Here is a 12,012-nt window from a genome sequence, read left to right as displayed (position 1 = left end):
AGCCCGCAGTCCAGGTTGCGGCAGCCCAACGCAGCGGCAGCTAGACTGACCTCCAGCACCCACCTGCGAGGCTCGTCATGCGCGCGTCAGCGATCATTTTTGCTTTGTTTATGGCCCTGCTCGCAGGCCCCACCCTTGCCGCCGATGCACCCACAGCCGCGGTCGCCGAAGACAAGGCCGAAGCGCTCGAGAAAAAGGTCGTCAACGACGCACCACCGCCGAAAAAAAACGAGGCACTGACTTCAGGCGAGGTCATGGCGGTCGATCCCAATGGCCAGGCACCGATGGACGACAGCATCACCTGCCTGGCCCGCACCATCTACTGGGAGGCCAAACAGGCCGATGCCAAAGACATGAGCGCAGTCGCCAGCGTGGTGCTCAATCGCCTCGGCCAGGACGGTTTCCCTGACACCATCTGCGGCGTGGTCAAGCAGGGGGTCGAAAGCAAGAGTTGCCAGTTTTCCTGGTGGTGCGACGGGCGCCCTGACCAGGTCGAGGAAAAGGACCGCTACGACATTGCCAAGGAAATCGCCCGCAAGGCGCTCAACCAGCAGCTCAAGGACACTACCAATGGCGCCTTGTATTTCCACGACCGCTCGGCGCGGCCAGCCTGGGCCAAGGCTTACCGCAAGACTGCCGAGACCAGGCTGTTCCTTTTTTACAAGCCCAACCCAGCACTGGCGCGCTGAGCCCTATACCGCGAGGCGGCGCACCCACAGTGGCTGCGCAGGTGGCAACGTCGGCACCGCATCCAGCAGCGCCCGGGTATAGGCATGGCGCGGCTGGCCCAACACCTGAGCGGCGCTACCCTGCTCTACCACCCTGCCCGCTTGCATCACCAGCACATGATCGCTGACCTGCTCGACCACACCCAGATCATGGGAAATGAACAGGCAGGCCAGGTTCAGCTCGGCCTTGAGTTCAGCCAGCAAGGCGAGGATGCGTGCCTGTACCGACACGTCCAGCGCCGACACCGGTTCGTCGCAGATCAACAGGCGCGGTTTCATCGCCAGTGCACGGGCAATGGCAATGCGCTGACGCTGGCCCCCGGACAGCTCCAGCGGGCGCCGTTCAAGCACGCTGGCAGGCAACTGCACACGCTCCAACAACGCCACCGCCTCGGCCCGCTGCAAGGAGCGCGGCACCCCGGCCAGCGCCAGCGCTTCGCTGAGTACGCGCAGTACGCTGTAGCGAGGGTCGAACGAAGCCAGCGGGTCCTGAAACACTACCTGGATGCCCTGCCGCGCCCGCCGCTTCTGCTCGGCGCCGAGCGCCAACCAGTCGCTACCGGCGAACTCGACCCGGCCCTGGTCGGGTTGCTCCAGACCGAGCAAGATGCGCCCCAGGGTGCTTTTGCCAGAACCGGACTCACCGACCACACCCAGGGTTTGCCCGGCGCGCAACTGCAACGACACCTCGTTCAACACCTGGCGGACGCTGCCGTCGGGGCCGGCAAAGGATTTGCCCAGCCCGCTTGCAGCAAGCAATACCGGCTGTTCAATGCTGCTGGCACTGGGCTCAACCAACGCCAGCGCAGGCTGGGTTGGGCGCTGCAAATGGACGGCACGCGCGGCGCTGAGCAGGCGCTGGGTGTAAGGGTCTTGCGGGTCCTGCAGAATCTGTTCGGCACTGCCCTGCTCCACTACATGTCCGCCGCGCATCACCACCACCCAATCGGCCAACCGTGCCACCACCGCCAGATCATGGCTGACCATCAACAAGCTGTTCTGCTCATCGCGCAGTTGTTCAAGCAGGCGCAGAATCTGTGCCTGCACGGTCGCGTCAAGCGCCGTGGTCGGCTCATCAGCGATCAGCAGGCGCGGCCGACAGGCCATCGCCGAAGCGATCAACGCGCGCTGACGCAGGCCACCCGACAACTGCCACGAATACTGCTGAGCGCGCACCTGCGGCTCAGGCACGCCGACCTCGGCGAGCAACTGCAGCACCCGCAGACGACGTGCCTCCGCGCCCAGGTCAGAGTGCAGCAGCAGTGCCTCTTCGATTTCGCCACCCACCCGCCGCAACGGGTCGAGCGAACCCAGTGCGTCCTGCATGATGAAACCGATCTGCGCGCCGCGCAGGCGTTGATAGTCGGCCTGGTCGAATACACGCAGGTCGCGCCCGGCAAACTCCAGCCGTTGCGCCTGCACCTGCGCGCCGGGGCCCGCCAGGCCGACCAGGCTGCGGGCAGTGACGCTCTTGCCCGAGCCCGACTCGCCAACCAACGCCACGCACTGCCCGGCGCGCACCTGCAGATCGACTCCGTGTACCACCGCTACACCGTTGAAGCTCACTCGCAGGTCGCGGATGTCGACCAGTGCCGACGCCGTATTCAAACCACTCATAGGCCTTTGCCCTCACTGCGCCGTAGCCAGTCTCGGCCGATGGCGCTGATGGAAATCACAGTCAAGGTAATTGCCAGCGCCGGCCAGGCCATCAGCCAGGGCGCGTTGGCCATGAAATTGCGTGCCACTGCCATACTCGCGCCCCACTCGGGTGCCGGTGGCGGAGCGCCAAAACCGAGAAAACTCAGCGCGGCAGCGGCGGTGATAGCCCCGCCAAGGCCGATGCAGGCGAGGATCAGGACCGGTTGCACCGCATTGGGCAGGACATGGGCAAACACCACCGCCAGCGGCCGCCGGCCCAGGGTCAGTGCCGCCTCGACGAAGCTGGCATGGCGGATGCTCAAGGTCTGCGCGCGCACCAGCCGGGCATAGCGCGGCACTGCGGCGAGGCCGACGGCAATGATCAAGTTGGTCGTGCCCTGGCCAAACAGCGTGATCACCACCAGCGCCAGCAGCAGGTCGGGAAATGCCAGCAGCACATCCACCGCGCGCATAAGCAGGTTATCCAGCCAGCGCGGTGCGAGGCCGGCAAGCAACCCGAGCAACGTGCCCAGGCCCAGCCCGAGCAAGGTCGCCGTCAAACCGATCAGCAAAGAGGCGCGCGCACCGTGAATGAGCCGGCTGAGCACATCCCGTCCATTCTCATCGGTGCCCAGCCAGAACTGGCTGCTGGGCGGTTGATAGGCCAGGCGCGCATCAGCCAGCAAAGGATCGGCCGGCGCCAGCCAGCCAGGTATTGCCACCGCCAGCAACAGCAAGCCGATGGTCGCCCAGGCCAGGCATAACCCTGGCCGCGCAGGGCGCCAGCGCGACAGTCGCGCACTGGTTGTCAGCGTCTGCACCTGGGCAGCGGGAATGATCGCGTTCATGCAACCTCCTGGCTCAAGGCGCCGGATTTGGCGTACGCCGATGCACAGCCTGAATCTCGGCCAGCAGGTCGTCATCCAGTTGCAGCTCCAGCGCACCGAGGTTGTCGTGCAACTGTGCCAGGCTGGTCTGGCCAGTAATGGCACTGGCTACGAACGGCTGACGGATGACGAAGGCCAGCGCCAACTGCGCTGGGCTCAAACCTCGCTTGGCGGCGATCTGCACATAGCTGGCGATGGCGCTGTTGGCTTCACTGCTGTCGTAGCGGTTGAAGGTGCGGTACACCGACGAGAGGCGCGCGCCTTCGGGGCGTGCGCCATCGAGGTATTTGCCGGTCAGCGTGCCGAACGCCAGCGGTGAATACGCCAGCAAGCTCACGCCGTCACGGTGGCTGAACTCCGACAAGCCGTTCTCATACAGGCGGTTGAGCAAGCTATACGGGTTCTGGATGCTGGCAATGCGCGGCAAATCGCGTTGTTCGCTGTGCCGCAGGAACTGCGCCACGCCCCACGGTGTTTCGTTGGAAACGCCGATATGGCGGACCTTGCCGGCTTTGACCTGTTCGTCGAGCACCGCCAAGGTTTCAGCGATTGCGGCGCTGTCTGGGTGGTCATCCACGTAGGGGTATTCACGCGCCCCGAAGAAGTTGGTGGTGCGGTCCGGCCAGTGCAGCTGATACAGGTCCAGATAATCGGTGCGCAGGCGTTTGAGGCTGCCATCCAGCGCGGCAACGATATTGCGCCGATCATGGTGCGAGAGGCCGTCACGAATGTGCGTCTGCCCGGCAGGATCACGCGACGGCCCGGCAATCTTGCTTGCCAGCACCAGTTTGTCGCGGTTACCGCGTGCAGCAAGCCAACTGCCGATGAAGCGCTCCGTGGTGGTCCAGGTTTCGGCCCGGGTCGGCGTTGGGTACATCTCGGCGGTATCGATCAGATTGATCCCGGCGGCGACGGCGGCGTCCAGTTGCTGGTGGGCATCCTGCTCGGTGTTCTGGTGGCCCCAGGTCATCGAGCCAAGGCTGAGCAGGCTGACGTTGAGGTCGGTGTGGCCCAGGCGGCGGTACTGCATGGTGTGATCCTTTTCAATAAATGACGGAAGGCGAAGGGCTCAGGCCAGCCGATAGCTCTGCGCTGCTGGCCTGGGTGTACTGATTGACGGCCTTGGGCAAGCCGAGGTGATCGCGCAAGGTGCGGCCCTGGTATTCGCGGCGGAACAAACCACGCTTCTGCAGCAGCGGAACTACCTCTTCGACGAACACCTGCGCGCCCGACGGAAACATGTCCGGCATGATGTTGAAGCCATCGCCGGCGCCAGCGAGGAACCATTCGGCCAGAGTGTCGGCAACCTGCTCGGGCGTGCCCACCGCCAAACGGTGGCCGACCAGAATCCGCCGCGACAGCTCGCGGATGGTCAGGTTCTCGCGCCGGGCCAAGTTCAGTTGCGCCTCGAGAAACCCATGCGAGCCGCGCTCGAAGTCCGCTACAGCGCCGATTTGCGTCCAGGGCAGCGGCGCGTCCGGGTCCAGTTCGCGGGCATCAATGCCGATCCGCCCGGCCACCTGCTGCAACAAGCCGTGCTCACCGTGCCAGGCATTGAGCTGGTCGAAGCGCGCGTGGGCCTCGGCTTCGGTGCTGCCGATTACCGTCGACAGCCCAGGCATGATCTTCAAGTGCCGCGGGTCGCGGCCCCAGGCTTTGGCCCGCTGTTTCATCTCGCGATAAAAGGCCAGGCCGTCGGGCAAGGTGGTCTGGGTGGTGAAGATCGCATCGGCATAACGTGAGCCAAGCGCTTTGCCGCCTTCGGACGAACCGGCCTGGACCAGCACTGGCCGGCCTTGCGGCGAGCGTGGCAGGTTGAGCGGGCCCTTGACCTGAAAGTGCTCGCCCTTGAAGTCCACCGTGTGCACTTTGCTCGGGTCGGCAAAGCGGCCTGTGGCGCGGTCGCCAATGATCGCGTCGTCCTCCCAGCTGTCCCACAGTTTGAGGGTTACCTCGACGAATTCCTCGGCACGGCCATAGCGGTCGACATGCAGCGGCGCACCGCTGAGGCCGAAGTTTTGCGCGGCGGCATCGCCGGCGTTGGTGACCACGTTCCAGGCGGCACGGCCGCCGCTGATGTGATCCAGCGAGGCGATCCGCCGGGCCAGGTTGAACGGCTCGTTGTAGGTACTGGAACAGGTGGCGATGACGCCAATATGTTCGGTGGCCGCTGCCACGGCGGTAAGCAGCAGGGTCGGCTCCAGGCGCCCGCCCGGCTGGCTGGCGACATCCGGTGGCAATGCCGGGCCATCGGCGAGAAAGATCGCGTCAAGGCAGCCACGTTCGCAGATGCGCGCGATGTTGCGGTAATAGTCGACGTCGATGTAGGCATTCAGCCCAGCCTCGCCCTGACGCCAGGCGCCGGAGTGTGAGCCAAAGCCGAGAATGTTCATGCCCAGGCTCATCTGTTTTGCTTGCGTCATGGGGTTGCTCCTGTTCAGACAGCGCTGGCTTCATCGAAGGCAGGCTGCACGTCACTGGCTGCCGACTGTTTGGCCCGCCAGGCGGCAGCCGGGCTGATGCCGTTGAGGTAGTAGTTGCCCAGCGCCTGCTCGCGATAGATCGCCGGATTGTGTGATGCCAGGGTGCGCGCGTTGCGCCAGTGGCGGTCGAGCCGGCGCTGGTTGCTGGTGGCCGAAGCGCCGCCGACTTCGAACAGCAAGCTGGTCGCCTCAAGTACTTGCGGCAAAACGATTTGTTGCGCCTGGAAGGCGTGCACTTCGGCATCGGTGTAGAGCTGCTCCGGCACCGCGCCGAGCTGGCCGGCTGCAAATGCAGCCTGCAGGCTCTGGGCAACCGCGCCAACCTGCGCCTCGGCACTGAAGGCCAGGCTCGACAGGCGCCCGACCACTTGCTGCACCAGTGGGTCGTCAGCCGGTCGCGACTGGCCGGGCAAGCCGAACGCGCGGGTGCGGCCCTGTACAAAGCCCACGGCATCCGCCAGGACAGCCCGGGCGATGCCTGCCAGGGTGGCCAGGTGAACGGCCTGGTAGAACGCCGTCAGGTACGACTCGGCGCGCAGTTCGCGCTTGGCAAAACGACGCAGAATGTGCCGATCGGGGACGGCAACGTGGTTGAAGCGAGTGGTGCCGCTGCCGGTCAGGCGCTGGCCAAAGCCGTCCCAGTCATCGACCACTTCAACCCCGGCCGCGCGGGTCGGCACCGCCAGGCTGACGAAGTCGTCGCCATGGTTGGCCACGGCTGCAACCCAGTCCGCGTAGAGCGTGCCGGTGCAGTAATACTTTTCGCCATCGAGGCGATAGCCGCCCTCCCCGCTGTCGCTCAGTTGCACCGTGTTGCTGGTGCTTTCAGTGCGCTCGGCCATGGCCGCACCCCACAGCTCACCGGCCGCAACGCGGGCAAACCAGTACTGCTGCGAATCAGCATCGGCTGCCGACAGGCGACCTTCGACGAAGCCAAAGTGCGCTCGAAAGATCTGCGGCAGATTCGAATCAGCCTGTCCCAGGCGCACCAGCTGGCGCAGCAACTGCGGCAGCGAGGCGCCCAGCCCGCTGTGGACTTGCGGGACCCTGAGCGCGCCAAACCCCGCTGCGCGCAACCAGGCCACTGGCTCATGGGCCAGGGCTCGTTGCTGCTCGCGTTCAACAGCGCCGGCGGCGATGCGGGTGTAGATCGGGCCGAACCGCGCGTCCAGTTCGGCATCGGTGATTGCAGTGTTCGATGGATGACTCATGACGGTTCCTTTCGCGGATTCAATGGTGGGCAGTGCGCGGGTCGATGGCCTGGGTCAACAGGTCCACCAGCAGATTGACCAGCACGTAGATGGCAGCAGCCAGCAAGGTCACGCCGAGCACCAGCGGCACGTCCTTGTTGGCAGTCGCGTCGAGCATCAAGCGGCCGATGCCCTGGCGGCCGAACAGCAGCTCGAGCACCACCGCCCCGCCGAGCAGGCTGGCGAATACATATCCGGCCAGCGTCACCAACGGCACCAGCGCGTGACGCAAGGCATGCCGAAGGCGCACGCCGGTATCGGACATGCCGCGGGCGCGTGCCTGAGTGATGAAGGGTTGCTCGAGCACCTGTTCCAGTGACTGGCGCAGCACCTGCGCCAGCAGCGCAGCGATGGGCAGACCCAGCGCCAGACTGGGCAGCAGCAGCGACTGCCAGCCGGCCGAGCCGGACGGCGGCAGCAAGTGGAAATAGAAACTAAAGGCGATCAGCAGCACCGTCCCGATGACGAAATTGGGCACCGCCGAGAGCACCAACTCGCCCCCCGATACCAGCGCCCGCAAGCGCCGTCCGCGGTTGGCGGTGAGCAGCGCCGACGCCAGGGCCAGCACTACCGCCAGCAACGCTGCAGTGCTGGCCAGGGCCAAGGTCGCCCCGAGTTGCTCGCCGATCGCCTGCACTACCGGGATACGCAAGCGGTACGACTCGCCAAGATCACCCTGAGCAAGGCGTCCCAGGTAGCTCAGGTACTGCCGCCACAGCGGCTGATCAAGGCCGTACTCGGCGCGCACCTGGGCCAACAGCTCGGCGCTGGGCATCGCATCCGGGCCGCCGACAATCGCCAGCGCGGTATCACCGCCACTGTGCTGCATGCCCAGAAAAGTGAGGCTGGCCGCCGCCCACAGCACAATCACACCATCGCGCAGGCGGCGCAGTACCGTCGCCACTAACTTCATGGTTGCTCCTTGGCCAGCCACGCGCTGGTGAACAGAGGGACATTGTGTGAGCCGTCGAACAGCACGCCGCCGACGGCCTTGCGGTAGGCCAGCAGCATCTGGCTTTCTACCGACGGCACTGCTGGCACGGTCTCGCCGAGCCGTTGCTGGGCCAGCCGATAGAGCTCGCGACGCCGCTGCGGGTCGGTGCTGCGGCGCGCCTCGCCCAGGTATTGGTCCAGTTGCGCATCACGAAAATGGCCAACGTTCTGACCAATCAAACGCGCGCTGGGAATGGCATTGCTGTGAGAGAGGATGTACAGGCCGTCAGCCGTATTGGTGTGCCAGTAGCCGCCACCGATTGCATCGAACTCCCCGGCGTAGCGCAGCTGCATGACCCGCGTCAGCGGCAGTACATCGATGGCCATGGCAAAGCCGATCTTGCGCAGATCGGCTTGTACCGCCACTGCAACGTTGGCCGGAAACGCCGGGTTGTCATAGGTGAGCAAGGTCGCTTGCAGGCGCTGGCCGTTGCGCATGCGTACGCCGTCGGCAGCGCGCTCGGTCCAGCCGGCCGCATCCAGCAGGCGATTGGCTGTGGCCGGGTCGAACGTCAGTGCGTCCTGCGCGACCGGGTCATAGCCTGGGGTATTCACGGCGAGATAGTCGCCCTTGGCGAGAAATTCGCCAAAGCCCGATATCCATGCCAGGCCGTCGCGGTCGATGGCTTTGGCCATGGCCTGGCGCACCCGCACATCGTCAAACGGCACCCGCTCGACATTGAAGGTGATGCTGCGCGCAGGATTGCCTTTGCGGATCCGGCTGCGCAGGGTCAATTGCGGGTTGGCGCGGATCGCAGCGGCGTTCTGCGGCGGTGCGTCGAGGGCCATGTCGCTGTCGCCGGCTTCCAGTGCGGTGTAGCGGATCATCGCCTCGGGCACATAGCTCAGTTCGAGCCGATCCAGATAAGCCTCGCCCTGATGTTTGATGGCCGGCGGCGACCAATCATAGCCAGCGCGACGGCTGAACATCGCGCCTTGGTCACGCACGTAGCTGTCGAGCACGAACGGCCCGCTGCCGATCGGCCGGGTCGCGATGCTACGAGGTGCCTCCAGGATCTGCTTCGGCGAAATCATGCCCAGCCATGCCTGCGAGAGCACGTCGAGGAACGGCGCGTAAGGCTCGCGCAGGGTCGCCTCGAAGGTGAACTCGTCGATCACCCGGCCTTTGAGGTAAGGCGCAATATAAGCGGCCGCCAGCGGCGACTTGGTCGCCGGGTCACGCATGTGCTCAAGGTTCAGCCGCACTGTCTCGGCATCGAACCGCGCGCCGTCGCTGAAGGTGACGTCATCGCGCAAGTGAAAGGTATAGGTCAGCCCATCGGCACTGATATCCCAGGCTTTCGCCAGCCAGGGCGTCAGCGTGCCGTCTTCGGCCTGATAGACCAGGCAATCGAACAGGATCCGCCCCAACCACTGCATGTTGCCGTGGGACAAGCCGTGGATGTCGAAGCTGCCCGAATCGGTGGCGGCAGACACGCGCAAGGTGCCACCGCGCAGGCCCTCACGCTGCTCGACAAAATCACTCGCCGGGTAGCGCATGATGCCGTTGACGGCCGTCACCGCCTCGCCTTTGAGGCTGCTTGCCGTGTGCGGCGGCGCGGGTGGCGAGCAGCCGCCGAACAGCAGCGCGCTGGCCAGCAGCATCGGCGTCAGCATGTGCCTTTGGGCAGCCGGCATCAGAAGCGCACCGCTACGCCGGTGGTGACTGAGAACGCATCACCCGGATAAAAATTGGCAGAGTCGCGGCCGTTGGCGTTGTAGGCGGTGTTGGCCGCACTGGCGTAGCGCTGGTCGGTGAGGTTGCGCAGGTCAGCAAACACTTCCCACTTGCGGCTCGGCGCCTGGAAGCCGACCTTGGCCCCCCACAGCAGGTACGACGGCGCCTGCCAGGTGTTGGCGTAATCGATGTAATAGCTGGAGGCTGCGCGCAGGTTGAGCGAGGCGTAGAAACCGCTGGCCTGGCGGTAGGCCAGTTCAGCCTGGTACACCTGGCGCGGCAGGCTTGGCAGTTCGTTGCCGCCGAAGGTGTCGTCGTCGCGGTACTTGAAGTCGTTGAGGGTGTAGGCCTGGCGCAGGTCGAGGGTATCGCCGCTGGCACCGGTCCAGAGCAGCGCATTGAGGCCGGCTTCGATGCCTTGGTGAATCGTCGGGCTGGCGTTCGAGGTCGTCGTCAGTTGGTCCTGGGTGGCGCTGGCCTGGCGCACCACCACGGTCAGCAGCTCATCCTGTACCCACGAGCGGTACAGGGTCAGGCTGCCATCGAAGATGCCATGACTGCCGCGCACACCAACTTCGAAGGTGGTGGCTTTTTGTGGCCGCACATCATAGAGGAACGGGTTGCCAGTACTGCCCAACTGCCAGGTCACCGGCGGGTCGATGCTGCGGCTGACATTGCCGAACAGCTGGAATTCGGGGTTGATCTGATAGCGCAGGCCGAGCCGCGGCGCCAGATCATTTTCGACATATTCAACGCGGGTCGGCAGGTTGCTGGTGTTGGCCGTGGTCAGCGTGGTGCCTTCGATCTCGGCCTTGCGGCGGATATTGACGAACGACAAGCCGGAGGACAGCCACAGAGCATCGGTCAATTGCAGCTCGTTGCCGAACGTCAGCACCGTGTCCCGCGAGCCGGTGTAGTTGGTCTCCTGGATTTTCGCGCCGGTGCTGCGATTGTGCGACTTGACGTCAGCCAGCGAAGCCCGGGTGTTGCTGAAGATGATGCTGCTGTCGCTGGGCAGGCCGAACAGGCGGTCGCCGGTACGGAAATAGCGCAGGGTCAGGTTGATGTCCTTGGAGCGCCAGTCCTGGGGCGTGGGCGAGTAGCGCCAGCCGTTGAGCAAGGGGTAGTTGTTGTATGAAGCGCCGACTTCGAGTTTGTTGCCATCGTCGAAGGTGTAGGTGGTCTTGTTGCCGATGAAGGTGGTGCCGTCCTTGCGCCGTCCGGTCGGGGCGCTATTGCTGCGCGGGTCGTGCTTGAGCTGTTGGCGGGTCAGCGTGTTGCCGTTGGTGAGTTGCTCCTCGCGGTATTTGACGAACAGCCGGGTTTCCAGCTTGGGGCTGAATACGTGACCGAAGTTGGCAGCCAGGCCGCGGCCTTCGTTGTTGGCCTGGTCCTGATAGCCGTCGCGCTCGTTGTGCAGCACGTTGATGTAATAGTCGCTGTCGCCGACAACGCCACCGGTGCTCAGCTGTTGCTTGCGGTAGCCGTAGCTGCCCACCTCGAAGCGGGCGTAATTACCCGGGTCGGTGCGCCCGGTCTTGCTGACGAAATTGATCGCACCGCCCAGCGACAGCGCTGCGTACTCAGAGGCGTTGCCGCCGTATAAGACCTCGGTGTGGTCGATGCCCTGCATGTCGAGGAAGTCTTCTTGAGTGCCGCCGGGACCGGTGATCGGCAGGCCGTCGAAAAGAAACTTGGTGCCCAGCACGTAGCCTTGATAGAAGGTATTGAGCCCGGAACCGCGGATCGAAATCTTGTTCGCGGCGGTGCCGCTGGTGCCTTGGGCGAACACCCCCGGCTGCAGGGCGAGAACGTCTTCGGCATTGGCAGCACGGCCCTGCTCGACCTGACGGTTGTCGATCACTGCAGTATTGCCGGCAACCTTCTGCAGGCGCTTCTGATTCTTCTGAGCGCCACTGGCTGCGGCGCCGGTGACGGTAACTGTGCCGAGGGTGGACTCCCCGGCAGCAAATACCGAGGGGGTGAGCAGCGCCATCAGCACTGCCACACTGGCGGCGTTGCCCAGCGGGTGACCGGTAAGTCGAACTTTCGCACGCAATGCTGATACTCCCTTTATATATATCACCGCCGCACCTCGCTGTTTCGAGGGCCACCGTTGAATGCTTGTAAAGTGAGTACTGCAGGTGTCGTGCCAGCTATTAAACTACCTGTTTACTGGCCTTCAGGCGCCTTGCCTAGTTGTGCTCCAGCACAAACTGTTGCCACCCTGTTGCTCAGCCAACAGTTGCGGATATCTTTCCAATAAGCGCTCAAGCACGGCCATCAGAGCAATTTTGCAAAGACTACTTCAGTCCTTAATTTGAGTAATTAACATATAACCTTAAGTGTTTGAAT

At 64.4% G+C, this 12,012-nt stretch carries 9 protein-coding genes; 1 reads left to right on the top strand and 8 read right to left on the bottom strand.

Features of this window, described 5'->3' with window-relative positions; all coding sequences use genetic code 11:
- Positions 1-77 precede the first annotated feature (77 nt).
- Positions 78-689, top strand: a complete 612-nt coding sequence (locus tag FW789_RS05510) for a cell wall hydrolase (protein ID WP_446431107.1) — start codon at positions 78-80, stop codon at positions 687-689.
- Between the two features lie 3 nt (positions 690-692).
- Here the strand turns inward: FW789_RS05510 and FW789_RS05505 are convergent, their stop codons facing one another.
- Genes FW789_RS05505 through FW789_RS05470 form a run of 8 tightly spaced genes read right to left on the bottom strand, consistent with a single transcriptional unit; the run spans position 693 to position 11,716 of the window.
- Positions 693-2,345 carry a dipeptide ABC transporter ATP-binding protein gene (locus FW789_RS05505; protein WP_446431106.1) on the bottom strand — a complete coding sequence of 551 codons (1,653 nt, stop codon included), beginning with the start codon at positions 2,343-2,345 and terminating at the stop codon, positions 693-695.
- Positions 2,342-3,214: an ABC transporter permease gene (locus FW789_RS05500; protein ID WP_446431105.1), complete on the bottom strand. Its 873-nt coding sequence runs from the start codon at positions 3,212-3,214 to the stop codon at positions 2,342-2,344. Before FW789_RS05500 ends, FW789_RS05505 begins: the two co-directional genes overlap by 4 nt.
- A 13-nt stretch (positions 3,215-3,227) precedes the next feature.
- Positions 3,228-4,283, bottom strand: a complete 1,056-nt coding sequence (locus tag FW789_RS05495; RefSeq protein ID WP_207074144.1) for an NADP(H)-dependent aldo-keto reductase — start codon at positions 4,281-4,283, stop codon at positions 3,228-3,230.
- Between the two features lie 13 nt (positions 4,284-4,296).
- Positions 4,297-5,676, bottom strand: coding sequence for an LLM class flavin-dependent oxidoreductase (locus tag FW789_RS05490; protein ID WP_340610803.1), 1,380 nt, complete (start codon positions 5,674-5,676; stop codon positions 4,297-4,299).
- Between the two features lie 14 nt (positions 5,677-5,690).
- On the bottom strand, positions 5,691-6,947 hold the full coding sequence (locus FW789_RS05485; RefSeq protein WP_340610805.1) for an acyl-CoA dehydrogenase: 1,257 nt from the start codon (positions 6,945-6,947) through the stop codon (positions 5,691-5,693).
- Between the two features lie 19 nt (positions 6,948-6,966).
- On the bottom strand, positions 6,967-7,899 hold the full coding sequence (locus FW789_RS05480) for an ABC transporter permease (RefSeq protein ID WP_446431104.1): 933 nt from the start codon (positions 7,897-7,899) through the stop codon (positions 6,967-6,969).
- Positions 7,896-9,617, bottom strand: a complete 1,722-nt coding sequence (locus tag FW789_RS05475; protein ID WP_446431103.1) for an ABC transporter substrate-binding protein — start codon at positions 9,615-9,617, stop codon at positions 7,896-7,898. Before FW789_RS05475 ends, FW789_RS05480 begins: the two co-directional genes overlap by 4 nt.
- Positions 9,617-11,716: a TonB-dependent receptor family protein gene (locus FW789_RS05470; protein ID WP_446431102.1), complete on the bottom strand. Its 2,100-nt coding sequence runs from the start codon at positions 11,714-11,716 to the stop codon at positions 9,617-9,619. The genes FW789_RS05475 and FW789_RS05470 overlap by 1 nt, the downstream gene beginning before the upstream one ends.
- Positions 11,717-12,012 lie beyond the last annotated feature (296 nt).

It is taken from the genome of Pseudomonas sp. 1121_17 (assembly GCF_052850745.1).
The sequence above is the reverse complement of the archived record's forward strand: the minus strand, read 5'-3'. Positions and strand labels throughout refer to the sequence as shown.

Bases quoted from the DNA above. Each gene is read 5' to 3' on its own strand.
- FW789_RS05510 (WP_446431107.1), top strand. From the start codon at position 78: ATGCGCGCGTCAGCGATCATTTTTGCTTTGTTTATGGCCCTGCTCGCA.
- FW789_RS05505 (WP_446431106.1), bottom strand. From the start codon at position 2,345: ATGAGTGGTTTGAATACGGCGTCGGCACTGGTCGACATCCGCGACCTG.
- FW789_RS05500 (WP_446431105.1), bottom strand. From the start codon at position 3,214: ATGAACGCGATCATTCCCGCTGCCCAGGTGCAGACGCTGACAACCAGT.
- FW789_RS05495 (WP_207074144.1), bottom strand. From the start codon at position 4,283: ATGCAGTACCGCCGCCTGGGCCACACCGACCTCAACGTCAGCCTGCTC.
- FW789_RS05490 (WP_340610803.1), bottom strand. From the start codon at position 5,676: ATGACGCAAGCAAAACAGATGAGCCTGGGCATGAACATTCTCGGCTTT.
- FW789_RS05485 (WP_340610805.1), bottom strand. From the start codon at position 6,947: ATGAGTCATCCATCGAACACTGCAATCACCGATGCCGAACTGGACGCG.
- FW789_RS05480 (WP_446431104.1), bottom strand. From the start codon at position 7,899: ATGAAGTTAGTGGCGACGGTACTGCGCCGCCTGCGCGATGGTGTGATT.
- FW789_RS05475 (WP_446431103.1), bottom strand. From the start codon at position 9,617: ATGCCGGCTGCCCAAAGGCACATGCTGACGCCGATGCTGCTGGCCAGC.